Raw genomic sequence first — 25,330 nt, 5'->3', positions numbered from 1 at the left:
AGGAGACCCCCATGCCCGGCCCCGCCCCCCGTTCCCTCACCGAGCCCGAGCTGTCGGAGATCCTCGAAGAGGGCGGCTTCGGCACCCTCGCGAGCGTCCGCTCCACCGGCCACCCGCACCTGTCCACGGTCCTGTACCACTGGAGCCCGGCCGAGCGCCTGCTCCGTGTCTCCACCACCCAGGACCGCCTCAAGCCGCGCCACTACCGCGCCGACCCGCACGCCGCGCTCCACGTCCGACGCGACGACTTCGCCTTCGCCGTGGCGGAGGGCGAGGCGGAGGTGACGGCCCCGAGCACGACACCCGGCGACACGGTCGGCCGCGAACTCCTGACCATGGCACGGCAGTTCGTCGAGGAGGGCGCCGAGGAGGAGTTCTACGCGGAGATGGTCGCCGAGCGCCGGGTCGTCCTCCGGATCGCGGTGACGCGCCTGTACGGCACGGCGCTCGACGGGGTGGCCGATCAGTCGTGAGCCGGTACGACGTCGGCGACCACGCAACTGATGTTGTCGGGGCCTCCGGCCGCGTTGGCCAGGTCGACCAGGGCGCGTACCGCGTGCTCGGGCTCGGGTGTCCCGGTCAGGACCCGGCGGATGTCGTTCTCCGGGACCACGGTCGACAGCCCGTCCGAGCAGAGCAGGTAGCGGTCACCGGGGCGGGCCTCGTGCGGGCGCAGGTCCAGGGCGGTGGCGTCGTCGCCTTCGGGGGCCGCGCCCAGGGCCCGTACGAGAAGGGAACGCCGCGGGTGGGTGAGCGCCTCCTCGGGAGTGAGGCGGCCCTCGTCGACCATTGACTGCACCAGCGTGTGGTCGTGCGTGATCTGGAACAGTTCGCCGTCGCGCAGCAGCCGGACGCTGGTGTCCCCGATGTGGACGAGGGCCAATTGGGCGCCGGGGCCGGTGCGGAGGAGCGCGGTGAGGGTCGTGCCGGCGGGGTCCGGTCCCGTGACGGCGTCGGCGACCGCGTCCTGGAGCGCGTTGAGGAGTTCACCGGCCGGGACGGTGCCGCCCTCGCCGCCGTACCGTTCCGCGTCGAACTGCTGGAGCGCGTCGACCGCGGCGGCGCTCGCCCGCGCTCCCGACGGCCCGAACCCGTCGGCGACGGCGAGCAGGCGCGGGCCCGCGTAGGCGGTGTCCTGGTTGGCCTCGCGGACCAGGCCCCGGTCGCAGAGGGCGGCGTAACGGATGCCCAGGGGTTCGGTGGTGCTCGTCGGCATGTCGGAGTCCTTCCGTGACAGGTGGTCGACGAGGAAGGCGGCCAGGTCCCGGCGGGCGGCGGTGTCGGCCTCGACCCGCGCCCAGTACGCGCGGATCTCCTCGGCCGCCGCGCCCGGAGGCAGCGCGCACACCTCCGCGATCCGGGCGAGCGGCATCCCGATCCGCCGCAGCCAGGCCACGAGCCGCGCCCGCTCCAACTGTCCGCGCTCGTACAGGCGGTAGCCGGTGACGGGGTCCACGCGCGCCGGGGGCAGCAGCCCCAGTTCGTCGTAGAGCCGCAGCGCCTTCGGCGACAGCCGGGACGCCCGTGCGAACGCGCCGATGGTCAGCAGCGTCATGCCCGTTCCTCCGCACTTCCTCCTCGTACCGGGCGTGCCGCCCGGTCCTCCCGATGCTGGGTCTTTCCCCAAGGGCAAGGTCAACGCCGGGAGTTCGCGTGGCGTGGAACACTTTTGCAAGCACTCGCTTGCAAGAGTTAGCGCGGGTGCGGCACCATCGGCGTATGGCATCGCTCAACGTCGTCGGGAATCTCGGCGAGTACCTGCGCGAGCAGCGCCGGAACGCGCAGCTCTCGTTGCGTCAGCTCGCGGACGCCGCCGGTGTGTCCAATCCGTACCTGAGCCAGATCGAGCGCGGGTTGCGCAAGCCGAGCGCGGAGGTGCTGCAGCAGGTCGCGAAGGCGCTGCGGATCTCCGCCGAGACGTTGTACGTACGCGCCGGGATCCTCGACGCGGAGCGGGAGCGGGACGACGTGGAGACGCGTGCGGTGATCCTTGCCGACCCCTCGCTCAATGAGCGCCAAAAGCAGGTGCTGTTGCAGATATACGACTCGTTCCGGCATGAGAACGGAACGCATGAGAACGGGACACGTGAGAACTCGACGCGTGAGAACCCGACGCGTGACGACGGCGATGCCCAGCCCTCGACGACGTAAGCAGATGTGATCCGGGAGGACCACGCAATGGCCATCAAGGACGACCTGCGCAAGACCTTCTCCGACCCGACCCCGCTCTACTTCGCGGCCGGAACGGCCGAGTTGGCGTTCCAGCAGGCCAAGAAGGTGCCCCAGCTCGTGGAGCAGTTGCGGGCCGAGGCGCCCGCGCGCTTCGAGGCCGTGCGCAACACCGACCCCAAGGACGTGCAGGACAAGGCCGCCGCGCGCGCCAAGGAGGCGCAGGCGGTCGTCACGTCGAAGTTCAGCGAGTTCGTGGCCACCCTCGACACCGATCTGAAGAAGCTCACCGAGAGCGCCCAGGACCTCGCCCTGCGCGGGGTGGGTCTCGCCGCCGAGGCCGCCGTCAAGGCGCGCGAGGCGTACGAGAAGGTCGCCGAGCACGGCGAGGAGGCCGTGAAGGCGTGGCGCGGCGAGGCCGCCGAGGAGATCAACGAGATCGCCGTGGCCGTCGAGCCGGACCCGGAGCCCCGGCCGGAGACCGCGACCGCGAGCGCCGCCGCCCCGGCCGCCGAGAAGCCCGCGACCGCGAAGAAGGCCCCCGCCACCGCCAAGAAGGCGCCGGCGAAGAAGACCACCACCGCGAAGAAGGACCCGGAGAGCGGCGAGAGCACGCCGGGCGCCTAGCAGCGACCCGCAGCGTCACGAGCCGGGCACGAGGCGCGTGCCCGGCTCGTTGTGCGGGTACGGTGGCCGCAGGTCACGGGAACTGTCGGACGATTTTGGTGGTGGCGTTGTGCTGATGCAGGGGTTCGCCAATGTGATGTGGCTGCTGAGCCTTGCGCTGATCGCCTTCAGCGGCTTCGCGCTCGTCGACGCCGCCATCAGGCGCGAGGACGCCTACCGCGCCGCCGACAAGAAGACCAAGCCGTTCTGGCTGATCATCCTCGGGCTCGCGTTCGTGGTGAACCTGCTCTTCCCGATCCTGTCGTTCCTGCCGATCATCGGGCTGATCGCGACCATCGTCTACATGGTGGACGTGCGGCCCGCCGTCCGGCAGATCACCGGCGGCGGGGGCCGCAGGGGGCGTGGCTCCAGCAGCGACGGCCCGTACGGTCCGTACAACGGCGGCCGCTGACCCTTTTAGAAGCTAGAAGCTAGAAGCTCAGCGGGCTCAGCGGTCGAGCAGCAGGACCGCCACGTCGTCCGTCAGATCGCCGCCGTTGAGGTCGCGGACCTCGTTCATGGCGGCTTCCAGAAGCTCCTCGCCGTCCAGGCCGTCCGCCTGCCGCCGGCGGATCAGTTCGACCATGCCCTCCTGGCCGAGGCGCTGATTGCCCTCGCCGATCCGGCCCTCGATGAGGCCGTCCGTGTAGAGCATCAGGCTCCAGGACGCGCCCAGCTCGACCTGTGTGCGCGGCCAGCGCGCGTTCGGCAGCAGACCGAGCGCCGGGCCGCCGTTCTCGTACGGGAGCAGTGTCGCGGGTCGCCCCGCGCTGGTGAGCAGCGGTGCCGGGTGGCCCGCCAGGCACAGGCCCGCGCGGCGGCCGTCCGGGCTTATGTCCACCATGCACAGGGTCGCGAAGATCTCCTCGCTCTCCCGTTCGTGCTCCAGGACCTGCTGGAGCGTGGAGAGCAGCGCGTCGCCGCACAGCCCCGCGAACGTCAACGCCCGCCACGCTATGCGCAGTTCGACGCCGAGCGCGGCCTCGTCGGGGCCGTGGCCGCAGACGTCGCCGATCATCGCGTGGACCGTGCCGTCCGGGGTGCGGACGGTGTCGTAGAAGTCGCCGCCGAGCAGCGCGCGGGAGCGGCCGGGCCGGTAGCGGGCGGCGAACCGCAGGGGCGCGCCGTCGAGCAGCGGCGTCGGCAGCAGGCCGCGCTCCAGGCGGGCGTTCTCCTGGGCGCGGATGCGGGACTCGGTGAGCTTGCGCTGGGCGATGTCGGCGCGTTTGCGTTCGACGGCGTAGCGGACGGCGCGGCCGAGGAGGCGCGCGTCCAGCTCGTCGCGGAACAGATAGTCCTGGGCGCCGACCCGGACCGCCTCGGCGGCGCGCTCGGCGTCGCCCGACGTGGTCAGCGCGAGCACGGCGTGGCGCGGCGCGAGGCGCAGGACGTGCCGGAGGGTCGCCAGCTCGTCGGTGTCCGCGTCCGTGTCGGGACCGGCGCCCGTACCGGGCCTCGCGCCGGGCGTGGGCAGCGCGAGGTCGAGCAGGACGCAGTGCACGTCATGGGTGAGCAGCCGCTCGGCCTCGGTGAGGTTGCGGGCGGTGCGCACGCGCAGCGGCCGTCCGGCGGCGTCGGGCAGCTCCGGGATGCTGAACGGGCCGGCCGGGTCGTCCTCGATCACCAGGAGCGTGAGGACGGACTCGGTCGTGGTCCTGGCCGGGGCGGTGCCCGTCGTCGTGGCGGCGGGCGCCTCGGCGGTGGCGCGGGTGGTCGTCTGCGGTCGGGGCGGTTCCGCGGCCTGTGTGGTCGCTCCGGTCGGCGCGGCGTGAGCCTGACCACCTTCCACGGCGGGGATCGCTCTCTGCCGCGGTACGGGTACGGGCATCGCTCGGTTTCCTTCCCTCCCCCGAGGGCGTGGTGCGACGAAGGTCGTCGTCACCAGACGGGGACCTTAGCGGTACCCGGCTCGTCAGCGGAATGGCGAACGGCGCACGGCCAGCGTCATATGCCGGGGCAGGGGCCGGAATTGGGCAGGTCGCGGACCTGCCCGGATGCGGGGGAATGACGAACATCACGCCGGAGCGCCGGAACCGGGCGCGCCCGTGTGCACCCGCGTGTGCTCGGTCACGTGCCCCAGCTCACCCCCGTGGGGGAGAGGGGCGCGGGGAACGTACGGGTTCAGGCGTCGGGCCGTACGACCCCGAGGATCTCCATGGAACCGGCGCCCGCGACCGTCACGTCCCGTCCCGGGCGGGGGGCGTGGACGATCGACCCGTCGCCTATGTACATCCCGACGTGGCTGGCGTCGGCGAAGTAGATGATGAGGTCGCCGGGGCGCATGTCCTTCACGTCGACGTGCTTGAGCCGCTTCCACTGCTCCTGCGAGGTGCGCGGGATGGGGGTCCCGGCCGCCGCCCACGCCTGCGAGGTGAGGCCGGAGCAGTCGAACGACTTGGGGCCCTCGGCGCCCCACACGTACGGCTTGCCGATCTGGGCGGTCGCGTACCGCACCGCTTCCTTGCCGGCCTGCGTGGCCGTGCCGTCGACGTCCTTGAGGGCGCCCGAGGAGAGCCACGCGGTCTGCGCCTTCTCGGCCGCCTCTGCCTCCAGCTCGGCGAGCCGCTCGCGCTCCTTCTGCTCGAGCCTGCTCTCCAGCGCCTGGGCTTCCTTGATCTGCTTCTCGATCCGCTTCTTCGCGGCGGCCTTCTTCTTGCGCCCCTGCTCCAGGTCCTTCCACTTGGCGGAGGCGTCGGCCGCGTACCCGGCGAGGTCCTTCTGGGCCTGTTCGAGCTGCTGGAGCAGGTTCTTCGTGGCGAGCTGGCCCTGGTGCATCCGGCCCGCGTTGTCGAGGAACTGCTGGGGGTCGCCGGAGAGCAGGAACTGCGCCTCGCGGGGGACACCGCCCGTGCGGTACTGCTCGCGGGCCGCCGCGGCCGCGCCGGCCTCCAGGCGGTCCAGCCGCTCCTGGCCCGCCGCGATCTTCCTGGCCAGCTTCACGATCTCGACGGACTGCTGGTCGGCCTTCTCCTCCGCCGCGTTGTACGCGTCCGTGGCGACCGCGGCGTCGTGGTACAGCTTCTCGATCTTCTTGCGGACGGCTTCGAGGTCCTTGGTCTCGACCGTGGCCGAAGCGGACGGGGACGGCGCGGACGCGGACGGCGACGGGCCCGGGGAGGCGGGCGGTGCCGGTGCCGCGAAGGCCGCGCCCGGTGCCGTAAGGACGGTCACGGCGCAGACCAGCGCCACGGCCGCCATCGTCATCGTGCTCCGCTTGCTCATCCGCTCCGCCCCCACAGCCACGACCGACCGCACCTGATTTACCGTCAGTAACATGTGTGCGCTCCGGGGATCGTGCCACGTGAGCGCCGAATGCGACAGACCCCGCACGGTGTGACGAACGGAACGGGCTGATCGTTCCCGGGAACGGGTGAACGCCCGTGGTTCAGCCGGTGAACGGCCCGCGCGGTGCCAACGCCTCCCACTCGACCGTCAGTTCGCCCTGCCGCCATCGCCCCGGCCCGTCCACGACCGGCCACGCCTCCGACAGGGCCCGCGCCGTGCGGATCCAGCGCTGGCGCGCCCCGTACGAGGCGTAGGGGGCCGCGGCGGCCCAGGCGCGGTCGAAGTCGCGGAGGAAGGCATGGACCGGTTCGCCGGGCACATTGCGGTGGATCAGCGCCTTGGGCAGGCGCTCGGCGAGGTCGGAGGGGGTGTGCAGGGAGCCGAGCCGGGTCGCGAACGTCACCGTGCGCGGACCCTCCGGACCCAGGGCCACCCACACGTGCCGCCGCCCGATCTCGTCGCAGGTCCCCTCGACCAGGAGGCCGCCCGGCGCGAGCCGCCCGCACAGCCGCTCCCAGACCCCGGCGACCTGGTCCTCGTCGTACTGGCGGAGCACGTTCGCGGCGCGGATCAGCAGGGGCGGCGTGGTGAGGGGCAGCTCGAAGCCGCCGTGGCGGAAGGTGAGCCCCTCGCGCTCGTACGGCTTCGCGGCCGCGACCCGCGCCGGTTCGATCTCGATGCCGACCACGCGCGCGTGGGGCGCGGTCCCGCGCAGGCGGGCGAGCAGCTCGACGGCGGTCCAGGGCGCCGCCCCGTAGCCGAGGTCGACGGCGACCGGGTCGTCGGCGCGGCGCAACGCGGCGCCGTGCGTGGCGGCGATCCAGCGGTCCATGCGGCGCAGCCGGTTGGGGTTGGTGGTTCCCCGCGTCACCGTTCCCACGGGACGGGAAGGGGTACGCGGGTTCATGGCTACGAGGGTATGCGGTGCGGGCGAAGGGATTTTGGTTGAGACCCGAACGGTAATGATTCGGCAAACTGGAAATGGAGGCGGACCTTCCGGTGTTGCCGCTCTTGGAAGAGGGCTCCTGCCCTCTCCGCGTCGTGCCCGGAGCACCGCAGGCTCCACCGTCCGTACGCCCCACCGAGGAGGGCCCGCCACGTGAGCCAGTACGTGACCAGGTTCCGCCGCTCCGGTTCCGGGGCGCCCGCGGCCCGGCTGCGCTTCCCCGGCGGCTCCCGGCGCCCCCGCCGGATCGCCATGCTCAGCGTGCACACCTCCCCCCTGCACCAGCCCGGCACGGGCGACGCGGGCGGCATGAACGTCTACATCGTGGAGCTGGCCAAGCGCCTCGCCGCGATCAACATCGACGTCGAGATCTTCACCCGGGCCACCACCGGCGGCCTGCCGCCCGAGGTCGAGCTGGCCCCCGGCGTCCTCGTCCGCCACGTCGACGCGGGCCCCTACGAGGGCCTCGCCAAGGAGGAGCTGCCCGCCCAGCTCTGCGCCTTCACGCACGGCGTCATGCAGGCGTGGGCGGGCCACCGCCCCGGCTACTACGACCTCGTGCACTCGCACTACTGGCTCTCCGGCCACGTCGGCTGGCTCGCCGCCGAGCGCTGGGGCGTCCCGCTCGTCCACGCCATGCACACCATGGCCAAGGTCAAGAACGCGGCGCTCGCCGAGGGCGACACCCCCGAGCCGCCCGCCCGCGTCATCGGCGAGACCCAGATCGTCCGCGCCGCCGACCGCCTCATCGCCAACACCGCCGAGGAGCGCGACGAACTGGTCCGGCACTACGACGCCGAGCCCGCCAAGGTCGCCGTCGTCCACCCCGGCGTCAACCTGGACCGCTTCCGCCCCGCCGACGGCCGCGCCGCCGCCCGCGCCCGCCTCGGCCTGCCCCAGGACGCGCTCGTGCCGCTCTTCGCGGGCCGCATCCAGCCCCTCAAGGCCCCCGACATCCTGCTCAGGGCCGTCGCCGTCCTCCTCGACGAGCGGCCCGAGCTGCGCGCGCGGATCGTCGTCCCGGTCGTCGGCGGCCCGAGCGGCAGCGGCCTCGCCAAGCCCGCCGCCCTGCAGAAGCTCGCCGCCCGCCTCGGCATCGCCGACGTCGTCCGCTTCCACCCGCCGGTCGGCCAGGACCAGCTCGCGGATTGGTTCCGCGCCGCGTCCGTGCTCGTCATGCCGTCGTACAGCGAGTCGTTCGGGCTCGTCGCCATAGAGGCGCAGGCCGCGGGGACGCCCGTACTGGCCGCCTCGGTCGGCGGCCTGCCCGTCGCCGTACGGCATGACGAAACGGGCTTCCTTGTCGACGGTCACGAACCTGCCCGCTACGCGCGCGTGCTGCGCGAATTCGCCGACCACCCCCACCTCGTGGACGCGATGGGCGCCGCGGCGGCCCGGCACGCGAAGGACTTCGGCTGGGACGCCTCGGCGGCGCGGACCGCCGACGTCTACACGGCCGCCATGCAGGAACACCGCCGTCACGTACCCTCGCACCATGGCTGACCACTCCACCGCCGCCGAGACCGTCGAGTCCGTGCTCAAGGACGCCGAGCTGGAGTGGGAGAACCCCGAACCGGGCGCGTACGTCGTCAAGCTCCCCGGCACCCGCAAGCTCTCCACGACGCTCTCGCTCCGCGTCGGCCGGCACAGCCTCTCGCTGAACGCCTTCGTGATCCGCCACCCCGACGAGAACGAGGCGGGCGTCCACCGCTGGCTCCTGGAGCGCAACCTCCGCCTGTACGGCGTGAGTTACGCGGTCGACCAGCTCGGCGACATCTACCTCACCGGCAAACTGCCGCTCGCCGCCGTCGCCCCCACCGAGCTGGACCGCCTGCTCGGCTCGGTCCTGGAGGCGGCCGACGGCGCGTTCAACACCCTCCTCGAACTCGGCTTCGCGAGCGCGATCCGCAGGGAGTACGAGTGGCGGGTGTCGCGCGGCGAGTCGACACGGAACCTGGACGCGTTCACGCACCTGATCGAGCGCCCGTCGAAGTAACGGCGGACGCTGGGCCGCTGGGGTCAGCTCAGCGCGACCATCCGCACGACGGTGACGGTCAGCACGGTCCCCGACACGTAGTACAGGACGATCGCCCCGCCGATCGTGGCCTCGCGGCGGTCCCGCTCACCGGCGACCGAGCTGGACCCGTGCCCGTACGGATCGTGTGCCAGAGTGCGCCCCATCTCGGCGCGGAACGCGTCCCCGTTCGCCATCTTGGCCAGGGTGTCGTCCGCGGGCGGCGCGTACGCGATACGGCAGGCGCTGCGCCTGCGACGACGACTCAAGCCGGGCCCCGCCTCTCCGCCTCGTCCCGGGCGAGCCGCGCGAGGATCGCGTCGGCCTCCGGATCGGGCACGGCCTCCAGCATCCAGTGGCGCATCACGGCGTGGATCTCGCCGATCCCGGCCGCGTTGATGGCACGGTCGAACTCCGTGCGGCGCTTCAGCGGGAGCGCGGCGCGGATCGCGGGGATGCTGTTGGGCACGTCGACCTCGACACCGGCGACGAGGGTTCTGGGCGGGTCTTCCGCCCTGCCCACGCCGGTGCCCGCGCCCGTGCTGTCGGTCCTGGCGACTTCGGACATGTACGGCTCCGTACCCGTCGGGAGGCCGGGTCAAGCGGGGGTGTTGGTGACGGCGGCCGTGGTGTCGACGGGGCTTCCCGCGGCGACCCGGTTCCCGTCGAGCCCGCGCATCAGCATCCAGTACCCGACCGACGTGACGGTCCCGAGCGCCGCGCACCCGGCCCACAGCCAGCCCGCGCCCGCCGAGTCGAGGACCCAGCCGCCGACGAGCGGGGCGACGAGCGCCGCCGCGGACCACGAGGTCGTATAGACGCCCTGATACCGCCCGCGCCCCTCGGCGGGGGCCAGCTTCGCCACGAGCCCGGACTGGGTCGGCGCGTTGACCATCTCGCCGAGCGTCCACACGGCCACGGTCAGGGCGTACGTGAGGACGGACCCAGCGAACGCGGTGAGGGCGAAGCCGAACCCGATGAGGAGCGAGGAGACGGTCAACAGCCGCCCCGGGTCCCGGCGTTCGATGAACCGGGTGAGCGGGATCTGGAGCGCGACGATGATGACCCCGTTGACCGCGGCGACGAGCCCGACATCGGAGCTGGACAGCCCTTCCTGCCCCATGACGATGGGCAGCCCGACCGAGCTCTGCGTGAAGACGACGGCGACGAGGAACGACAGCCCGACCATGAGCATGAAGCGCCGGTCACGCAGCACGGTGACCATGGTGACGGCGGGACCGGCCACGGAGGGGGCCGATGAGCTGACGCCCTTCCGGGTGTCCGGCCGGGTCTCCTTGACCTTGACGAAGACGACGAGGGCGCAGGCGAGCGTCATGCCGGCCTCGACGAGGAACCCGACGGTATAGCTCTGTGCGACGAGAAAACCCGCGTACACGGACGAGACGGCGAACCCGAGGTTGATCGCCCAGTAGTTGAGCGAGAAGGCCCGCACCCGGTCCTCGGGCCGGACGATGTCGGCCATCATCGCCTGGACGGCGGGCCGGGACGCGTTCGAGGCGAGGCCGAGCGCGAAGCCGGTGACGGCGATGGAGACCGGGTCGCGCACGAAGGCGAGGACGGCGACCGTCGCGGCCGTCGCGAGCTGCGCGCCGAGCAGAGTGGGCCGCCGCCCGAGCCGGTCGGCGAGGACCCCGCCGAGGATCGAGGCGATGACACCGCCGAGCCCGATGAGCGAGGCGACGAGCCCGGCGTAAGCGGCGGAGAACCCGCGCTGAGCGGTCAGATACAGCGCGAGAAAGGTGAGAACGAACCCCCCGAGCCGGTTCACCAGGGTGCTGGTCCACAGCCACCAGAAGGCGCGGGGGAGTCCGGCGACGGATTGCGTGGCGGCACGTCTGAGCGCGGTGACTGACATGGGTGCGTCCCCCGGGGCGAAAAGGCGTTGATGTAAGCGGTGCGGCAGCGCCACACAACTTACGACTGGGCTGTCTCGCCGGGCCACTCATTTGACGGGGACCGTCAATCGGCACGGCATGAGGCGGCCGATTAGTCTTGGCCCCATGGCCGACGCACCGTACAAGCTGATCCTCCTCCGCCACGGCGAGAGCGAATGGAACGCGAAGAACCTGTTCACCGGCTGGGTGGACGTCAACCTGAACGAGAAGGGCGAGAAGGAGGCGGTCCGCGGCGGTGAGCTGCTCAAGGACGCCGGCCTGCTCCCCGACGTGGTCCACACCTCGCTCCAGAAGCGCGCGATCCGCACCGCGCAGCTGGCGCTCGAGGCCGCCGACCGCCACTGGATCCCGGTCCACCGCTCCTGGCGCCTGAACGAGCGCCACTACGGCGCCCTCCAGGGCAAGGACAAGGCGCAGACCCTCGCGGAGTTCGGCGAGGAGCAGTTCATGCTCTGGCGCCGCTCCTACGACACGCCCCCGCCGCCGCTCGACGCCGACGCGGAGTTCTCCCAGTTCCACGACGCCCGCTACGCCACGCTCCCGCCCGAGCTGCGCCCGCGCACGGAGTGCCTCAAGGACGTCGTGCACCGCATGCTGCCGTACTGGTTCGACAGCATCGTCCCGGACCTCCTCACGGGCCGCACGGTCCTGATCGCGGCCCACGGAAACTCCCTCCGCGCCCTGGTCAAGCACCTCGACGGCATCTCGGACGCCGACATCGCGGGCCTCAACATCCCGACGGGCATCCCGCTCACCTACGAACTCGACGCCGAGTTCAAGCCGCTGAACCCGGGGGGTACGTACCTGGACCCGGACGCGGCGGCGGCGGCGATCGAGGCGGTCAAGAACCAGGGCAAGAAGAAGTAACGCGAAACGATCAAGCCCCTCACCAGCTATTTCGCTGTCGGTGAGGGGCTTGTCTGTACCCCGGGGCCATCTGTGGGCCGCCAGGTGCTTGATCGGACCGTCAGGCGCGTCGACTCCAGCGACGCACTCGGACGTTGAAGACGATCAGAAGGACCGTCGGGATGGCGATCTCGGCGGGGGCGTTGGTCCACAGGGCGAACGTGCCGCCTGCCGTGCCGATGAGCATGATCGGCAGATCGCGAGGGTGGATGTCGACGGTTACGCCTACGCGTGGGACCATGAAGTCCTCCAACTGTGCTCTGTTCACTTCACACCGTGATTTCTGGGGTATGGCAATGGAGGCGAATGCCGCCCCTGGACGGGCGGCATTCGCATGCCGCTGGAACTTTCCCATAGTCATCACGTGCCAGACAAACGGCCAGCTAAAAGCCGCCTTGTTCGTTTGCGTGGACAGCCTGTCCAAGTTCGTGGACAAGCGGAGCAGCCAGAATTCTTTGAAGTCTCCCAAGGGTCTCCATCCTTCCAGGAGCCTCCCCGCGTCGCCGTGCCGCTCCTGCCGTCTTGCGTCGCGCTGTTCCCTGGGCTCGCTGCGCCGCTCGCTGACGAGGGCCGGCTGGACAGTGACTTTCAGGTTTGGCGGCCAGGTTCGGTTTGCCAAATCAGCTTTGCCAAATCGGTTTGGCCAAACCGATTTGGCTGAAGCGATTTAAACCTAGGTTTTAAACCTAGATTTGGAACCTAGATTTGGAACCCTGAAACGGATCTCAAAGTGTGAGGATCCGAATCAAATGCCGCGAAGTGGCTATTGAGGGGCTAGGGCTTCTGCACTTTGAAGATTGCACTGACTGCCTTGCGGGTGCGCTCCTGGCTGGACGGCATGAGGTGCGCGTACACGCGGAGCGTCAGCCCCGGATCTGAGTGGCCCAGGTACTCGGCGAGAGCCTTGACGTTCTCGCCCGCGTCCAGGAGGACCGAGGCGTAGAAGTGTCGCAGCGCGTGCATGCCGTTCTCGCGAGACTCGGCATACGACTCGCCCGGCCTTCGATCAGAGATCACGCCGGCTGAGGCCAGCGCCCGCTTCCACACCTCCTCGTTGAGGGACGTCCGCCAGACGTGACCACCACGCGGCCCGGTGAAGATCAGCCGCTTGGTTACGGGCGTCCCGTCCGCGACCTTCCACGGCAAGGTGATCTCGACCGGCGGGAACAGCTTCATGTGGGCGCGGAGCGCGTCAGCGACCGGACCGGGAAGCGGTACGTCCCGGAGCTTGCCGCCCTTGGGCGGAGCGAACACGGCTTTGCTGCGGCTCAGCTTGAGTTGCTGGACGACGTGGAGCGTGTCCGTCTCGAAGTCGATCGCGTCGACGGCGACGCCGAGGATCTCGCCTTGGCGGAGCCCGCAACCGGCGCCCAGGTCGACCATGGCTCGGAAGCGCTCGGGCATGGCGGCCCGGACGGCGAATACCCGCTCTGGCGTCCACGGGAGCACACGCTTCGTGTCGACGACCGGCGGCCGGACGGAACGGGCAGCACAAGGGTTGCGGGGAAGGTGTCCGTCGTCCACGGCTGCGCTCAAAGCAGTCCGTACGTTGGAGTAGATCGTCCGGGCATCCGTCCCCCGGACGCCGTTCTCCTGGAGCTGGCGCACCCAGTCGCGGACGTGCGCAGGCTGGAAGGAGCCGAGCGGACGCGTACCCAGATACGGGGTGGCGTGCAGTCCTAGCTGTAACTCCATCGAGGCTTGGGTGTTCGGGTCGGCCCCCTGCGTGGCTACCCAGCGCTCGGCGTACTGCTGGAACGTGATCCGGGCGGCACGAGGGTCGATGTACTGCCCGCGCGCCATGTCGGCCTCGATGTGGGCCAACCACTGTTCCGCTAGGCGCTTTTGCCTGCCGGGGAAGCTCTTGGACTTCTCGGTACCGTCCGGGCCGATGTAGCGAGCGCGGTAACGCTGCCCAGTCCCGTACCGATCGGTCTTGGCCTTGCGCGGCTTCCCATCCGGGCCGGTCTCGGCTCTGTACCAGTGGTCTTGGATGTGCCCAGCCATCAGGCGGCCGCCCCTTCGCGCAGGGACTCGACCCAGGCCCGGACATCCACGGGGGCATAATGCAGATGCTGGCCGACCGGAAGCCTCGCGGGCCCGTGCGCTTGCGACGCCACTGGTAGACCGTCTCGACGCTGGGCAGGTCGAACATCGCCACCAGATCTTCAGGAGTCAGAAACCGCGATGGCAGCGTCCACGACTCGGCAGCCACGTCGGTGGCGGCGCGGTGTCGGCTAGCCATGGGTGGGCTCTCCTTCCGTTCCGGGCGCGGGTTCGAGGGTTTCGGGGAGCCAGGTTTTGGTGTCGGTGAGGCCGGTTCCGGCGTAGACCCAGTGGGCGAGGATGAGGGGCGTGACCAACCCTGAATGTTCAGAGTTGGTACGGCCTTCGGTGGCCTCCGTCATTTGGCTTCGGCGCCATTCGGCTCGGGCGTCGCGGAGGGCGCCGAGGGTGACGGAGTAGCGGCGGCTCTTGGTGGAGAAGTGGCCGCGAAAGCCGAGCATGTGGGCCCAGGCGCGGAGCCGGAGGTCTGCGAGTTCCTTTCGTGCACCGAGCGTCCAGGCGGTGCGGACCATGCGGCGGGCGTGGTCGCTGATGTCGAGCTGGGCGAGTTCGGCGAGAGACTTGAGCGGGCGGTCGAGGGCTCCCGTGGCGGTTTCGGCGCCCTTGGTGGCGTACTTGGCGATGTAGGCGGCGACGGCCCGCTCGGTGAGGTCCTGGCCGTCGTCGAGGTCGGCGGAGCGGATGGTGCGGACGTCGAGTTGGCGGCCGAAGGTGAAGGCGTGCGCGCGGTCGTCGATGACCGGGCCGTCCACGCGGGCGGCGGCGCGGATGGCGTCGGTGAGCAGCTCGGCGGTTGCCCAGGCGGGTGGTGGGGTGTCGCCGCCTTGGGGGCCGTCGATGCGGATGACGGCGTGGAAGTGGACGGCGCCGCGTTTCTGGTACTCGGCGACCTTGGCGAAGGAGACGCGGGCGTAGTCGCGGAGGGCGCGTTGGGTGAGGCCGGCGCGCTTGGCGACCTCGCGGCGGAGGTAGATGGAGAAGCGGCGCCAGAGCAGGCCCGCGTGTGCGTTCCAGAGGACGGCTGCCTCGTAGTCGTAGGTGTCGGGGTCGAGGGGTGTGCCGAGGGCGGGGTCGTCCTGGTCGTGGAGGACGCCGCAGCGGCAGGGGCGGACGGGATGGGAGCTGGGGAAGGTGGTGGGTTGAGGGGCAGGGGTGTCCTACCGACCTTCGGATCCAAGGATCTTTGACCCAAAAGACGAGGTTGATTTAATAAAACCAAGGCAGATGGGGCCTCCCGCCTGCGATTCTTGCCCATCCGCCCAGTATGGGGCAGACTCTCCGCTAAGGGCATCGCTGACTTTTGGCGTTGGGCCCATGTATGCCCATCCGACCTGCGGGAAAAGTCAACGCCGGTCGGGAATGCGGCAGTTGTGTGTGGCGAGATGCTAGAGTCCCGCTGCCCACAACAGAAAAAAGACATGCCTAAAGGACGCCTGCGTCACCTCTCACAGATTACAAGCGTCCGATGGCGTTAGGAGAGCCTTAGTGCCCGGAGAGCACGAGCCAACCGTAATCCATAACCCATTGCGCAGCAATGGTTACGCGCAATCTAGCGGCGAGTGCGCGCGTTGCGCAAGCTCACCGCCAGAGCCACCCAAGTGGCAGGGCGTAGTTCGGATCCTGACCCCATTCGTTGCTGCCCTGTCCCCGATCGTCACCGCACTCATAACCAGGAGCGGGTAGCCGCACCACCATGCCCTTGTGGCCGTGCCCTTGACGTGCCTGATAGCCCGATAGGCCGGGAGCTCGCGGGGATCACAGTCATCAAAGGGCAGTCTGCATGACGAAGGCCCCTGGCTGTCGATGCTGGTCAGGGGCCTTCAACTCAGGCTATGAGTTCCAGATCTGTACCCATGACGACTCGCGCCGCAACGGCTTTCAAGATCGTTCGCGTAGCTCCGGCATCTGCAAGTACACGTTTCCCTGCGAGCGAACCAGGCAACCTGTCACCATCAGCTACACCCTGAGGCTGGAGCAGTCGTGAAAGCACAAGAGTCTCGTATCTCAGTATCTCTCGGGGACGATCTGGGCCGGTACCCGGACGAAGTCTGGGAGCTGGAACTGGATCACCTCGACATGTTCGTCGAACAGGTCATCGACGAACTGAATACTGTGGTTTGGGCAGAACAAGGCGACGTGCCACTGCACAGCACTGTGTCGGCACGTACCGGCGTACACAACTGGGGGGGCGTCAGGATCATTCTCCGAAGTGATCATGCAGGTCACGACGGGGACAGCCGGAGGCATCGGAGCGACGGCCATCACCGCCGCCATCAAGGTTGTCTTCGAGAAGCTGAAGAACTCTGCAGAGCAGGGGGACTGGCCACAGGTCCAAACTCTCGACGAGGCCGAGCAACTGGCGCGGTCGGGACTGCATCGGCACTACCAGGTGGCTGTCGAGAAGCTGAACCTCGTGCGGTCGGGTATCGATGCTGAGTCTCATCGGTACGACCTGGAGTTCGTACACGAGGATGGAAGGAAGTTCGGGGCTGTTGTAGGCGCCCTTGAGTCGACGCCATCATGCTTGCGCTTGTGGGCGGACGACCCAGCTGAGCGCCCGGCACCAGACCTGCCAACGTCGGGAAGCTGACCGTGCCAGACCCGTGCCGGGTTCGTCGGGGGACAGCGGGAACGACGGGAAGTAGGGCGTCAACGTCGACGGCCTACCACGCCGTCCCCTCGCAGTTCAGGAGTTGACCCGCCCCTAACTTACGCGCGCCTCCCAAGCTGACATCCGTAGGCCTGTCCTGTAGCTACGCGGTGCAGTTGTCTCACTTGGGGCTCTTGCTCACATAGGCCCTGTCAGACTCCGCTCATGAGGCGTTGCTTGGGCATGACACGGCAAGGGCGAATGTGCGGTAACCCGGCTGGGCGGAACGGCTACTGCCACCTGCATGGTGGTGGTCGTCGAACTCAGAGCGCCAATGTTCGTCCTCCGCGCCGGCCTCCACGAATATCAGCCAGCCCGCAGCCGCAAGGAAGACAGCGTGGATGGTGGTGGAGACTGCGGTGGCTCTTGATGAGCTGGCTTGAGACGCTCCGCGACGTCATCAGCCGCCGCAGGTGAACCTGATGGCTGGGCCGTCTCTGGGTCGTCCGGGGTTGCTCAACACCGGCCGACAACGACCAATGTCGACCAACCAGGTGTCCGCCAGCAAGCCCCGGAGCTGCAAGAACGCAGGTCCCCAAGATCCCAGACAAGAACCAGGGCAAGAAGAAGTAGCCCGCACGTTGGCTGAAGCCCCCTGCACGCGGGTCACCGCTGGTAGGGGGCTTTTCGCAGCCGGAGTCGGTGTCGCTCGCCCGATCGGGCCGCGCTCACGCGGACCAGGTGCCGGCCATCTCGAAGGAGACCACCGTTCCGCCGAAGCGGCTGGCCCCCGAGTGCCACGAGTCGGCGATGGCGTCGACCAGGAGCAGCCCGCGCCCGTGCGAATCGTTGGCGTCCGGGCATCTGAGCCGCACGTTTCCCGATAGCCCAGGGTTGTGCACCTCGACGCGCAAGGAGGTTCCTTCGCGGAACCACTGGACCCGGACGACCCCGGGTTCGTCCGACTTGCCGTGAACGATCGCGTTGGTCACCAGTTCCGAGATCAGGAGGACGCAGTCCTCGACGGGGCAGCTCACGTCGTATGGGGCGATGAACTTGCGGAACCAGCGCCGGGCCCGAGGTACGGACTCCGCGACGGGGTGCAAGGCCATCGCGCCGAGGCACGGAGTTCGTTCGCGGGAAGAATCGATCTCGGATGACGTCATGCAGGAACCCCGTCCCTCATGGAGGCCGCCGCGCATCCTCTCTAGACATGTTCCACTGTGGCGCGCGTCTCTAGAGAGGTCAAGGGTGAGTGCGGTGTGGTCGGCTCGGCGAGCGCACCGAGCAAGCCGTCAACCCGTGGCCTAAGGTGTCTAGAGATGAGAGGAGGCCCGCGGGATGGCCAACACCGACAAAGACCGTCGGCCCAAATACCAGCGGATCGCGGACGCTCTGCGCGAGGCGATCCAGTCGGGCGAGTACGGTCCTGGTGATCGGCTCCCCGGGGAGAACGACCTCATGGCCACGTACGGCGTGGCCCGCATGACAGCGCGTCAGGCCCTGGGCGTTCTCCGGGACGAAGGTGTGGCCGAAGCCCGTAAGGGTGCCGGTGTGTTCGTACGGGAGTACCGGCCCTTGCGGCGGCGCGGCATTCAGCGTCTCGCCCAGCAGCAGTGGGGCAACGGCCGTTCCATCTGGTCGGCGGATATCGAGGACCGCAATCTGGTGGTCGACCAGGTCTCGGTGTCGGACGAGGTGGCGCCCGAACGCGTCGGAGCAGTCCTCGACTTGGCCGCCGAGGACACCGTGTGTGTGCGGCGCCGGCGCTTCGTGCTGGATGACAAGGCCGTTCTGCTCGCGGTGAGTTATCTCCCCTCGTCCCTGGTGACCGGCACCGCGATCACTCGTCTGGACACCGGGCCGGGCGGAACGTACGCCAGGCTCGCCGAACTCGGCTACGAACCGGTGCACTTCCGCGAGGAGATCCGTTCACGGATGCCCTCGAAGGACGAGGCGGCACAGTTGAGCATGTCCACGGGGACTCCGGTCTTCCTCATCTGCCGCACCGCGTACACGGCCGAGGGCCGCCCCGTCGAGATCAACGAAATGACCCTGGACGCCGCCTCCTACATCCTGGAGTACGACTTCGAGGCGTGAGGGGACATCGTGACCGACCAGCTCAAAGAGGTCGCCCACTTCTTGTGGGAAGCGGGGACTCTCAAGAACGCACGGCGGACCGGGTGGTGGATGGCCGGGGTCCGGGATCCCGAGAGCGTGGCCGAGCACTCGTGGCGGACCTCATTGCTCGCCTCCGTCATCGCCACCCTCGAAGGCGCCGACGCGGCGCGCGCGGCGCATCTCGCGGTGTGGCACGACTCCCAGGAGACGCGTACGGGGGATGTGAACCACCTGGGGAAGAAGTACGCCGACGCAGCCGACGCCGAAGCGGTCACCGCCGATCAGACGGACGGTATGCCCGAGATCCTTCGCGCGGCTGTGCGTGCCGTCGTCGCCGAGTACGAGGCCAACGAATCCGCCGAGGCGGTCTGCGCGCGGGACGCCGACAAGTTGGAGTGCATGCTGCAAGGGCTGGAGTACAGGGGGCAGGGCTACGCCGGTGCTCAGCGGTGGGTCGACAACAGCCGGGCGCGCCTCGTCACCGCGTCCGCGCAGCGGCTGGCCGACGAGTTGCTGGCGCAGGCCCCGTTGGACTGGTTGCGGGTGGCCATGGGGGAAGCTCCGCCATCGACCTGAGGCCTCGGGAAGCGGAGGCCGTCGATTTGCCTTCCATGTAGCCTCGTTGATGACCAGCCGTCTCTCTGCCAAGGGGGAAGTTCCCGTGCACAAAGGCCCGTTCGTCGCCGTCACCGCCGCCACCGCCGCGCTCGGCACCGTCCTCGCCGCGCTCTCGCTCCAGTTGCAGGCTCATGGTTACGAGCAGTACGTCGAGGACGTGACCCTCTTCAGCGTGCTGATGTACGTCACCGCCGCGCTGACCGTCGTCACCTGGGTGCGGGACGCTCGGCCGCGCGGGAACTGAGCGACCGGCACCTCAGGCGACGTGGCGGGCGATTTCTCGGGCGCAGGTCAGGGACTCCGTGTGGGTCGTGTCTACCTCCACGTCGTAAGTCACGCCCTTGTGCACCAGCTCCGCCTGCCGCGCCGCCATCCCCGTCACCCGGTCGCCCCGCGCCACCTCGCGCGCCGCCGCCACCTCCGCGTCGCAGTGGACCCCTACCCAGAGCACCGACGAACCGCGTAGCGCCTCGCGCCAGCGGGACTGGGAGTCCGGGCCGCCCAGGAAGACCTCGTCCACCACGATCCTCGCCCCGGCCGCCGCCATCGCCGCCACGCCCGCGATCCAGGCCCGTTCCAGTTCGCGGAAGGCCGGGCCGACCGTCACCGAGCCGTCGGAGGAGAAGTCGATCCCCGTACCCGACGCGGGCATCGCCTCGATGAGGGTGTCTGTGCCGAGCGTCAGCCAAGGGTCGGGGAGGACGGACTGGAGGCAGCGGGCGATGCCCGACTTGCCGGAGCTGGAGCCGCCGTTGAGGACGATCACGTCAGTCACCGTCGCACCGTAGATCCGCCGGTGGCGCGACCGCCAATGCTTTACCGCGCGCGTATGCGCCGTTGATGCGCCCACCCCCGCGGGCATGCAATGGGCACAGACCCGTAGAGATCCCGCGTTCAGGAGGGAAGCCCATGGCTGCCGAGTCATCCAGGCCCGACCGGACCCCCGAAGCATCCGCCGCCGCCCCGGCCCCACGCCCCGCGCCGAGGCTGGTGCTGCTCGGCGCCTGCGGCTGCGGCTCGGGCTGCGGCTGTGGCTGCCAGTCGGGCGCCCCCTGCCAGTGCGGCGGCTGCTGCGGCTGACCCGCACAGCCGGCGAAGCGCACAGCCAGGGCCCCGCGTCTCCGCGCCCGCGGGGCCCTGTCGTCGTCCGGAGGCATCCGGAGGCATCCGGAGGTGTCCGGAGCGTCCGGTCCTCAGGCCGTCTCCACCGCCGTCACCGCCGAGGACGACGCCGACGACGAAGACGCCTGCACGTCCGCGTGCTCGCCCGTCACCAGGTACACCACCCGCTTCGCCACCGACACCGCGTGGTCCGCGAAGCGCTCGTAGTAGCGGCCGAGCAGGGTGACGTCGACGGCCGTCTCGATGCCGTGCTTCCACTTCTCGTCCATGAGGTGCTGGAAGAGGGTGCGGTGCAGCAGGTCCATCTCGTCGTCGTCCTGTTCGAGCTGCATCGCCAGGTCGACGTCCTTGGTGATGATGACCTCGGCCGCCTTCGCCATGAGGCGCTGGGCGAGCTGGCCCATCTCCAGGATGGTCGCGTGCAGGTCGTGGGGGACGGCGCGGTCGGGGAAGCGGAGCCGGGCCAGCTTGGCGACGTGCTGGGCGAGGTCGCCGCTGCGCTCCAGGTCGGCGCTCATCCGCAGCGAGGTGACGACGATCCGCAGGTCGGTGGCGACCGGCTGCTGCCGGGCGAGCAGGGCGATGGCCCGCGCCTCCAGGTCGTGCTGAAGGTCGTCGACCTTCTGGTCGGCGGCGATCACGCTCTCGGCGAGCTTCAGGTCGGCGTCGAGCATGGCCGTGGTGGCGCGCCCGATCGCCGACCCGACAAGGCGGGCCATCTCGACCAGGCCCTCGCCGATCGAGTCAAGTTCCTCGTGGTACGCGTCACGCATACGAACGTTCCCTCTCTGTACGTGAGGCTCTCTCCGTGAGGCTCTCCGTGGGGCTCTGTGGGGCCGGGTGAGCCCCACGCTCCCACGTTCGAGGCCGTACGCGTCCGGATCCGGCACCCCAAGTGAACCAACCCCGTATCCAAGGTGAACTCTGGGCGACGAGTGTTCGAGCGACCACTCGGACGGCTGTGGAGGACCCGGTCGTGCCGCATATCGTTGAAGACATGGACGTGAACGCGGCGGTCGCCGCAGCGGCAGCGATCGCCGGAGTGTGCACCGGTGTCATCGCGATGCTGGCGTTCCGCTGGAGCGAACGCGACCAGAAGCGCCCCACCCGCACCTCCCTGCACACGGACCCGGTCCTTCCGCCCGGCGTCGACACCGTGCTGTCCGTGCTGCGCTCCTCCGCCGTCGTCCTCGACGAGGCGGACAGCGTGGTCAAGGCCAGTTCGGCGGCGTACGCGCTCGGTCTCGTACGCGGCGGGAAGCTCGCCGTCGAGCCGATGCTGCAGATGGCCCGCGACACCCGGCGCGACGGCGAGATACGCCAGGTCGAGCTGGACCTGCCCCGGCGCGGCACCGGACGCGGCGACGCCCTCGCGGTCTCCGCCCGGGTCGCCCCGCTCGGCTCCCGCCTCGTGCTGCTCCTCGTGGAGGACCTGACCGAGGCGCGGCGCATCGAGGCCGTACGGCGCGACTTCGTCGCCAATGTGAGCCATGAGCTGAAGACGCCGGTGGGCGCTCTGTCGCTGCTGTCGGAGGCCGTCATGGACGCCTCCGACGATCCCGAGGCCGTCGAGCGGTTCGCCGGGCGCATGCAGATCGAGGCGACCCGGCTGACCAGCCTCGTGCAGGAGCTCATCGACCTGTCCCGGGTGCAGAACGACGATCCCCTGGAGGACGCCGAACCGGTCCGCGTCGACGAGCTCGTCGCCGAGGCCATCGACCGCTGCCGCCAGCCCGCCGCCACCAAGCAGATCACCATGGCCGCCGGCGGCACCGCGGACCTGCAGATCTGGGGCAACCGCGGCCAGCTCGCCGCCGCCCTCGGCAACCTCGTCGAGAACGCCGTCAACTACTCGCCCGCGCGCACACGCGTGGGCATCGCCGCCCGCCGGGTGGCCGCGCCCGGCGGCGATCTGATCGAGGTCGCCGTCACCGACCAGGGCATCGGCATATCCGACAAGGACAAGGAGCGCATCTTCGAGCGCTTCTACCGCGTCGACCCGGCCCGCTCCCGCGCCACCGGCGGCACCGGTCTCGGCCTCGCCATCGTCAAGCACGTGGCCGCCTCGCACGGCGGGGAGGTCACCGTGTGGAGCTCGGAGGGGCAGGGCTCCACGTTCACCCTGCGGCTGCCCGAGGCCGCCGCGACCCGCACCCCGGGCAAGCCCCCCGTACGCGACGAAGACGACGCACCCGGGTCCGACCGCACCACCACCGCCTACGCATCCATCCCCGCCCCGGAGGTCCTTCCGTGACCCGAGTGCTCGTCGTCGAGGACGAGGAGTCCTTCTCCGACGCCCTGTCCTACATGCTCCGCAAGGAGGGGTTCGAGGTCGCCATCGCGGCGACCGGGCCCGACGGCCTGGACGAGTTCGAGCGCAACGGCGCCGACCTCGTGCTGCTCGACCTGATGCTGCCCGGCCTGCCCGGCACCGAGGTCTGCCGCCAGCTGCGCGGCCGGTCGAACGTGCCGGTGATCATGGTGACCGCCAAGGACAGCGAGATCGACAAGGTCGTCGGCCTGGAGATAGGAGCCGACGACTATGTCACCAAGCCGTTCTCCTCGCGCGAGCTGGTCGCCCGCATCCGCGCCGTCCTGCGCCGCCGCGGCGAGCCCGAGGAGGTCGCCCCGCAGGCGCTGGAGGCGGGCCCGGTCCGGATGGACGTGGACCGGCACGTCGTCACCGTCTCCGGCTCCAAGGTCGATCTGCCGCTCAAGGAGTTCGACCTCCTGGAGATGCTGCTGCGCAACGCGGGCCGCGTCCTGACCCGTATGCAGCTCATCGACCGGGTGTGGGGCGCGGACTACGTCGGTGACACCAAGACGCTCGACGTCCACGTGAAGCGGCTCCGCGCCAAGATCGAGCCCGATCCGGGGGCGCCGCGCTACCTGGTGACGGTGCGCGGCCTCGGCTACAAGTTCGAGCCGTAGGCCGGCGCGGACCGGAACAGACAGAACGGCTGAGGGCGGGCTCCCGGAACCCGGGGCCCGCCCTCAGCCGTTCTGTCTGCGTGCTGCGTGCGCCGTACGGCTCAGTGGCCGCCGGCGTCCGTCTGCTCGTCCGGGGACGCGCTGCCGGAGGCCGAGTTCGACGCCGAGTTCGACGGGGACGCGTCCGGCGAGGAGCCGGTCTTCTTCGAGGCGGACGCGGACGGCTTGGCGCTCGCGCTCGGCGTGGCCGGCGCCTCGGTCGGGCCCCACTGCTCGAAGTAGCTCTCGGCGGGCACGACGAAGCCGCGGATCTTCACGTCGCCGGTCTTGCTGAAGCCGAAGGTGATCAGCTGCGCGTTGCCGTCGAGGATCGCGGCGTCGCTGTTGGCGAACTCGGCGGAGGCGTTGTCCTTGCCGCCGAGGACGATCGACTGGCCGGCCGGGACCGTGATCTTCGAGCCGCCCTTGGCGCCGGTCAGCTTGGCGGTCTTGTCGACGCCGTCCAGCTTGATCGAGTCGAGGGTCTGGTCGGTCGAGCCGTTGTTGAAGAGGGTGGCGTTGACCACGGCCGGGCCGTCGGACTTGCGGTCCGGCTGCGTGATGACGGTCGCGTTCTGGACCTTGATGTCACCGACGGAGGTCTCGGCGTTGTCCGGCTTGACCTGGAGGGTCTCGGCGCTGTTGCCGGCACCGCACGCGGCGAGCGAGGCGATCGAGAACGCGATGGCGGCGGCGGCGAGGGCGCCGCGTCGAAGGCTGCTGCTCACGGCGGCGGCATCTCCTTGAACGTGGGCGAAGCGGACGGCTTCCACCGGGGTGTAAAGCCGCCCTAAGGGACAGTCAGCGGCCTTAGGCTACCGAGCCGTTCCCAGGTCGCCGCACCCGACCCGCCCCTACGTGCCACCTGGCCTCGCCCGCGACCCCGGTCGGACGCATGGGCCGTCGTCCGCGCCGCGCCCGGTTCACCATTCACATAACGCTTCCCGTGCCGTTGTCCACGCGCGCGTGGGGATTTCCGGTAAGGAATGCATGGCGGTCCGGAAAAACGATCACCCGACGGAGGGAAACTCCGGGAATCGCGACGGGGCGGCGTTGATCAATTTCCGAATCGGCTCGAACGGACCTCTGTGACCCCGAACGGAGCAGCGGAACTTCAGTGCTTCGAACTACGCAAAACGGGACGTTACGCCCCTCCTGGCCTCGTTCCGGCGTCTGTGACGTAGTCGTTTCGGGCTTGCCGGAGAGCCGCTCCGACCTGCGAATACCGTGCTCCGCTACCCCTCCGCAGCACGTTCCTGTTGTTGTTGTCAAGCCCCGAGATATGCCCTGACCTGCGAAAACGCCATTCAGAACCCGCCGTTTCCGTGTTACCCTGGATAGCCACGGAAGGGGTACCTGTCACATGACGTTCAAGGTTGGCGACACCGTGGTCTATCCCCATCACGGGGCCGCGCTGATCGAGGCTATCGAAACTCGCCAGATCAAAGGCGTGGACAAGACCTACTTGGTGCTGAAGGTCGCCCAGGGCGATCTGACGGTACGTGTGCCAGCGGACAATGCGGAGTTCGTCGGCGTGCGTGATGTGGTCGGTCAGGACGGGCTCGACCGGGTCTTCGAGGTACTGCGCGCGCCGTACGCCGAGGAGCCCACGAACTGGTCGCGCCGCTACAAGGCAAACCTGGAGAAGCTCGCGTCCGGCGATGTCATCAAGGTCGCGGAAGTCGTGCGCGACCTGTGGCGCCGGGAGCGCGAGCGCGGACTCTCCGCAGGTGAGAAGCGCATGCTCGCCAAGGCTCGGCAGATCCTGGTGAGCGAGCTCGCTCTCGCGGAGAACACGAACGAGGACAAGGCCGAGGCCCTGCTCGACGAGGTTCTCGCGTCCTGATACGCGCGGCCTGACTGAAGACATACGCAGTCCAGGCCAGCCGCCGCGCAGAACAATGCCGTGGTGCCCGATGACCCAGATGGTGTCGCCGGGC

At 69.6% G+C, this 25,330-nt stretch carries 28 protein-coding genes and 2 pseudogenes; 15 read left to right on the top strand and 15 right to left on the bottom strand.

Annotated elements, in window-relative coordinates; all coding sequences use genetic code 11:
• Positions 1-11: 11 nt before the first annotated feature.
• Positions 12-473, top strand: a complete 462-nt coding sequence (locus tag ABZ877_RS26695) for a TIGR03618 family F420-dependent PPOX class oxidoreductase (protein WP_361075479.1) — start codon at positions 12-14, stop codon at positions 471-473.
• Here the strand turns inward: ABZ877_RS26695 and ABZ877_RS26690 are convergent.
• On the bottom strand, positions 464-1,555 hold the full coding sequence (locus ABZ877_RS26690; RefSeq protein ID WP_361075477.1) for a MerR family transcriptional regulator: 1,092 nt from the start codon (positions 1,553-1,555) through the stop codon (positions 464-466). The genes ABZ877_RS26695 and ABZ877_RS26690 overlap by 10 nt on opposite strands.
• Positions 1,556-1,719: 164 nt before the next feature.
• On the opposite strand from ABZ877_RS26690, the gene ABZ877_RS26685 reads away from it, so the two are divergent.
• The 3 genes from ABZ877_RS26685 (at position 1,720) to ABZ877_RS26675 (ending at position 3,247) form a co-directional block, all read left to right on the top strand.
• Positions 1,720-2,151: a helix-turn-helix transcriptional regulator gene (locus ABZ877_RS26685; protein ID WP_361075474.1), complete on the top strand. Its 432-nt coding sequence runs from the start codon at positions 1,720-1,722 to the stop codon at positions 2,149-2,151.
• A 27-nt stretch (positions 2,152-2,178) separates the two neighbouring features.
• Positions 2,179-2,796, top strand: coding sequence for a hypothetical protein (locus ABZ877_RS26680; RefSeq protein WP_361075472.1), 618 nt, complete (start codon positions 2,179-2,181; stop codon positions 2,794-2,796).
• A gap of 115 nt (positions 2,797-2,911) precedes the next feature.
• Positions 2,912-3,247, top strand: a complete 336-nt coding sequence (locus ABZ877_RS26675; protein ID WP_361075608.1) for a DUF2516 family protein — start codon at positions 2,912-2,914, stop codon at positions 3,245-3,247.
• Between the two features lie 36 nt (positions 3,248-3,283).
• Here ABZ877_RS26675 and ABZ877_RS26670 read toward each other — a convergent pair whose 3' ends face one another.
• The 3 genes from ABZ877_RS26670 to ABZ877_RS26660 form a co-directional block, all read right to left on the bottom strand.
• Positions 3,284-4,663: a SpoIIE family protein phosphatase gene (locus ABZ877_RS26670; RefSeq protein WP_361075470.1), complete on the bottom strand. Its 1,380-nt coding sequence runs from the start codon at positions 4,661-4,663 to the stop codon at positions 3,284-3,286.
• A gap of 293 nt (positions 4,664-4,956) precedes the next feature.
• Positions 4,957-6,057, bottom strand: coding sequence for an NlpC/P60 family protein (locus tag ABZ877_RS26665; protein WP_361075468.1), 1,101 nt, complete (start codon positions 6,055-6,057; stop codon positions 4,957-4,959).
• Between the two features lie 163 nt (positions 6,058-6,220).
• Complete coding sequence (locus ABZ877_RS26660; RefSeq protein WP_361075466.1) at positions 6,221-7,027, bottom strand: class I SAM-dependent methyltransferase; 807 nt, start codon at positions 7,025-7,027, stop codon at positions 6,221-6,223.
• 192 nt (positions 7,028-7,219) lie between these two features.
• On the opposite strand from ABZ877_RS26660, the gene mshA reads away from it, so the two are divergent.
• Together mshA and ABZ877_RS26650 are read left to right on the top strand one after the other, a co-directional pair.
• Entirely contained in the window at positions 7,220-8,569 is a 1,350-nt protein-coding gene (gene mshA, locus ABZ877_RS26655) for a D-inositol-3-phosphate glycosyltransferase (RefSeq protein WP_361075464.1), read from the top strand.
• Positions 8,562-9,062 (top strand): YbjN domain-containing protein, encoded by a 501-nt coding sequence (locus tag ABZ877_RS26650; RefSeq protein WP_361075463.1) that lies wholly within the window; start codon positions 8,562-8,564, stop codon positions 9,060-9,062. The genes mshA and ABZ877_RS26650 overlap by 8 nt, the downstream gene beginning before the upstream one ends.
• Before the next feature lie 23 nt (positions 9,063-9,085).
• Here the strand turns inward: ABZ877_RS26650 and ABZ877_RS26645 are convergent, their stop codons facing one another.
• The 3 genes from ABZ877_RS26645 to ABZ877_RS26635 all read right to left on the bottom strand — a co-directional run bounded on the left by ABZ877_RS26645 (position 9,086) and on the right by ABZ877_RS26635 (position 10,956).
• On the bottom strand, positions 9,086-9,277 hold the full coding sequence (locus tag ABZ877_RS26645) for a hypothetical protein (protein WP_361075606.1): 192 nt from the start codon (positions 9,275-9,277) through the stop codon (positions 9,086-9,088).
• A 68-nt stretch (positions 9,278-9,345) separates the two neighbouring features.
• Complete coding sequence (locus ABZ877_RS26640; protein ID WP_361075461.1) at positions 9,346-9,648, bottom strand: hypothetical protein; 303 nt, start codon at positions 9,646-9,648, stop codon at positions 9,346-9,348.
• A gap of 30 nt (positions 9,649-9,678) precedes the next feature.
• Positions 9,679-10,956 carry an MFS transporter gene (locus ABZ877_RS26635; protein ID WP_361075459.1) on the bottom strand — a complete coding sequence of 426 codons (1,278 nt, stop codon included), beginning with the start codon at positions 10,954-10,956 and terminating at the stop codon, positions 9,679-9,681.
• A 145-nt stretch (positions 10,957-11,101) separates the two neighbouring features.
• Here ABZ877_RS26635 and ABZ877_RS26630 point away from each other — a divergent pair, with 145 nt between their 5' ends.
• Positions 11,102-11,863: a phosphoglyceromutase gene (locus ABZ877_RS26630; RefSeq protein ID WP_361075457.1), complete on the top strand. Its 762-nt coding sequence runs from the start codon at positions 11,102-11,104 to the stop codon at positions 11,861-11,863.
• A 100-nt stretch (positions 11,864-11,963) separates the two neighbouring features.
• On the opposite strand, the gene ABZ877_RS26625 is transcribed toward ABZ877_RS26630, so the two are convergent.
• The 4 genes and pseudogenes from ABZ877_RS26625 to ABZ877_RS26610 form a co-directional block, all read right to left on the bottom strand.
• Entirely contained in the window at positions 11,964-12,371 is a 408-nt protein-coding gene (locus tag ABZ877_RS26625; RefSeq protein ID WP_361075455.1) for a hypothetical protein, read from the bottom strand.
• Between the two features lie 305 nt (positions 12,372-12,676).
• Positions 12,677-13,909, bottom strand: a complete 1,233-nt coding sequence (locus ABZ877_RS26620; RefSeq protein WP_361075454.1) for a site-specific integrase — start codon at positions 13,907-13,909, stop codon at positions 12,677-12,679.
• A pseudogene (locus ABZ877_RS26615) lies at positions 13,909-14,147 on the bottom strand (helix-turn-helix domain-containing protein). Before ABZ877_RS26615 ends, ABZ877_RS26620 begins: the two are co-directional and overlap by 1 nt.
• A pseudogene (locus ABZ877_RS26610) lies at positions 14,140-15,078 on the bottom strand (replication initiator); the annotation flags it as partial. The pseudogenes ABZ877_RS26610 and ABZ877_RS26615, both read right to left, overlap by 8 nt.
• Positions 15,079-16,178: 1,100 nt before the next feature.
• Between ABZ877_RS26610 and ABZ877_RS26605 the strand changes: the two are divergent.
• Complete coding sequence (locus ABZ877_RS26605) at positions 16,179-16,559, top strand: hypothetical protein (protein ID WP_361075452.1); 381 nt, start codon at positions 16,179-16,181, stop codon at positions 16,557-16,559.
• Positions 16,560-17,287: 728 nt separating this feature from the next.
• On the opposite strand, the gene ABZ877_RS26600 is transcribed toward ABZ877_RS26605, so the two are convergent.
• Positions 17,288-17,725, bottom strand: coding sequence for an ATP-binding protein (locus ABZ877_RS26600; protein WP_361075450.1), 438 nt, complete (start codon positions 17,723-17,725; stop codon positions 17,288-17,290).
• 175 nt (positions 17,726-17,900) lie between these two features.
• On the opposite strand from ABZ877_RS26600, the gene ABZ877_RS26595 reads away from it, so the two are divergent.
• The 3 genes from ABZ877_RS26595 to ABZ877_RS26585 all read left to right on the top strand — a co-directional run bounded on the left by ABZ877_RS26595 (position 17,901) and on the right by ABZ877_RS26585 (position 19,542).
• Complete coding sequence (locus ABZ877_RS26595) at positions 17,901-18,659, top strand: GntR family transcriptional regulator (protein WP_361075448.1); 759 nt, start codon at positions 17,901-17,903, stop codon at positions 18,657-18,659.
• Between the two features lie 9 nt (positions 18,660-18,668).
• Positions 18,669-19,256 carry an HD domain-containing protein gene (locus ABZ877_RS26590; RefSeq protein WP_361075446.1) on the top strand — a complete coding sequence of 196 codons (588 nt, stop codon included), beginning with the start codon at positions 18,669-18,671 and terminating at the stop codon, positions 19,254-19,256.
• A gap of 85 nt (positions 19,257-19,341) precedes the next feature.
• Positions 19,342-19,542: an SCO3870 family protein gene (locus ABZ877_RS26585; protein ID WP_361075444.1), complete on the top strand. Its 201-nt coding sequence runs from the start codon at positions 19,342-19,344 to the stop codon at positions 19,540-19,542.
• Positions 19,543-19,554: 12 nt separating this feature from the next.
• Here ABZ877_RS26585 and cpt read toward each other — a convergent pair whose 3' ends face one another.
• On the bottom strand, positions 19,555-20,064 hold the full coding sequence (gene cpt / locus ABZ877_RS26580) for a chloramphenicol phosphotransferase CPT (protein WP_361075603.1): 510 nt from the start codon (positions 20,062-20,064) through the stop codon (positions 19,555-19,557).
• Between the two features lie 143 nt (positions 20,065-20,207).
• Between cpt and ABZ877_RS26575 the strand changes: the two genes are divergently transcribed.
• On the top strand, positions 20,208-20,378 hold the full coding sequence (locus ABZ877_RS26575) for a hypothetical protein (RefSeq protein ID WP_361075442.1): 171 nt from the start codon (positions 20,208-20,210) through the stop codon (positions 20,376-20,378).
• Between the two features lie 113 nt (positions 20,379-20,491).
• Here ABZ877_RS26575 and phoU read toward each other — a convergent pair whose 3' ends face one another.
• On the bottom strand, positions 20,492-21,193 hold the full coding sequence (gene phoU, locus ABZ877_RS26570; RefSeq protein WP_361075440.1) for a phosphate signaling complex protein PhoU: 702 nt from the start codon (positions 21,191-21,193) through the stop codon (positions 20,492-20,494).
• Between the two features lie 224 nt (positions 21,194-21,417).
• On the opposite strand from phoU, the gene ABZ877_RS26565 reads away from it, so the two are divergent.
• The gene (locus ABZ877_RS26565; protein ID WP_361075439.1) at positions 21,418-22,674 is read left to right on the top strand and encodes an ATP-binding protein; all 1,257 of its coding nucleotides are present in this window, start codon (positions 21,418-21,420) and stop codon (positions 22,672-22,674) included.
• A complete protein-coding gene (locus tag ABZ877_RS26560; protein WP_018527980.1) occupies positions 22,671-23,351 on the top strand; it encodes a response regulator transcription factor in 681 nt (226 codons plus the stop codon). Before ABZ877_RS26565 ends, ABZ877_RS26560 begins: the two co-directional genes overlap by 4 nt.
• A gap of 101 nt (positions 23,352-23,452) precedes the next feature.
• On the opposite strand, the gene ABZ877_RS26555 is transcribed toward ABZ877_RS26560, so the two are convergent.
• The gene (locus ABZ877_RS26555; protein WP_361075436.1) at positions 23,453-24,118 is read right to left on the bottom strand and encodes a DUF461 domain-containing protein; all 666 of its coding nucleotides are present in this window, start codon (positions 24,116-24,118) and stop codon (positions 23,453-23,455) included.
• 635 nt (positions 24,119-24,753) lie between these two features.
• Between ABZ877_RS26555 and ABZ877_RS26550 the strand changes: the two genes are divergently transcribed.
• On the top strand, positions 24,754-25,236 hold the full coding sequence (locus tag ABZ877_RS26550) for a CarD family transcriptional regulator (RefSeq protein ID WP_003953493.1): 483 nt from the start codon (positions 24,754-24,756) through the stop codon (positions 25,234-25,236).
• Positions 25,237-25,330: the final 94 nt, after the last annotated feature.

The sequence above is a fragment of the Streptomyces sp. NPDC046939 genome (assembly GCF_040644575.1).
Taxonomy (GTDB): Bacteria; Actinomycetota; Actinomycetes; order Streptomycetales; family Streptomycetaceae; genus Streptomyces.
Note: the sequence above shows the minus strand (reverse complement) of the source record. Positions and strands in the feature narration are given on the sequence as shown.

Bases quoted from the DNA above. Each gene is read 5' to 3' on its own strand.
- ABZ877_RS26695 (WP_361075479.1), top strand. From the start codon at position 12: ATGCCCGGCCCCGCCCCCCGTTCCCTCACCGAGCCCGAGCTGTCGGAG.
- ABZ877_RS26690 (WP_361075477.1), bottom strand. From the start codon at position 1,555: ATGACGCTGCTGACCATCGGCGCGTTCGCACGGGCGTCCCGGCTGTCG.
- ABZ877_RS26685 (WP_361075474.1), top strand. From the start codon at position 1,720: ATGGCATCGCTCAACGTCGTCGGGAATCTCGGCGAGTACCTGCGCGAG.
- ABZ877_RS26680 (WP_361075472.1), top strand. From the start codon at position 2,179: ATGGCCATCAAGGACGACCTGCGCAAGACCTTCTCCGACCCGACCCCG.
- ABZ877_RS26675 (WP_361075608.1), top strand. From the start codon at position 2,912: ATGCAGGGGTTCGCCAATGTGATGTGGCTGCTGAGCCTTGCGCTGATC.
- ABZ877_RS26670 (WP_361075470.1), bottom strand. From the start codon at position 4,663: ATGCCCGTACCCGTACCGCGGCAGAGAGCGATCCCCGCCGTGGAAGGT.
- ABZ877_RS26665 (WP_361075468.1), bottom strand. From the start codon at position 6,057: ATGAGCAAGCGGAGCACGATGACGATGGCGGCCGTGGCGCTGGTCTGC.
- ABZ877_RS26660 (WP_361075466.1), bottom strand. From the start codon at position 7,027: ATGAACCCGCGTACCCCTTCCCGTCCCGTGGGAACGGTGACGCGGGGA.
- ABZ877_RS26650 (WP_361075463.1), top strand. From the start codon at position 8,562: ATGGCTGACCACTCCACCGCCGCCGAGACCGTCGAGTCCGTGCTCAAG.
- ABZ877_RS26645 (WP_361075606.1), bottom strand. From the start codon at position 9,277: ATGGCGAACGGGGACGCGTTCCGCGCCGAGATGGGGCGCACTCTGGCA.
- ABZ877_RS26640 (WP_361075461.1), bottom strand. From the start codon at position 9,648: ATGTCCGAAGTCGCCAGGACCGACAGCACGGGCGCGGGCACCGGCGTG.
- ABZ877_RS26635 (WP_361075459.1), bottom strand. From the start codon at position 10,956: ATGTCAGTCACCGCGCTCAGACGTGCCGCCACGCAATCCGTCGCCGGA.
- ABZ877_RS26630 (WP_361075457.1), top strand. From the start codon at position 11,102: ATGGCCGACGCACCGTACAAGCTGATCCTCCTCCGCCACGGCGAGAGC.
- ABZ877_RS26620 (WP_361075454.1), bottom strand. From the start codon at position 13,909: ATGGCTGGGCACATCCAAGACCACTGGTACAGAGCCGAGACCGGCCCG.
- ABZ877_RS26600 (WP_361075450.1), bottom strand. From the start codon at position 17,725: ATGACGTCATCCGAGATCGATTCTTCCCGCGAACGAACTCCGTGCCTC.
- ABZ877_RS26595 (WP_361075448.1), top strand. From the start codon at position 17,901: ATGGCCAACACCGACAAAGACCGTCGGCCCAAATACCAGCGGATCGCG.
- ABZ877_RS26575 (WP_361075442.1), top strand. From the start codon at position 20,208: ATGGCTGCCGAGTCATCCAGGCCCGACCGGACCCCCGAAGCATCCGCC.
- phoU (WP_361075440.1), bottom strand. From the start codon at position 21,193: ATGCGTGACGCGTACCACGAGGAACTTGACTCGATCGGCGAGGGCCTG.
- ABZ877_RS26565 (WP_361075439.1), top strand. From the start codon at position 21,418: ATGGACGTGAACGCGGCGGTCGCCGCAGCGGCAGCGATCGCCGGAGTG.
- ABZ877_RS26550 (WP_003953493.1), top strand. From the start codon at position 24,754: ATGACGTTCAAGGTTGGCGACACCGTGGTCTATCCCCATCACGGGGCC.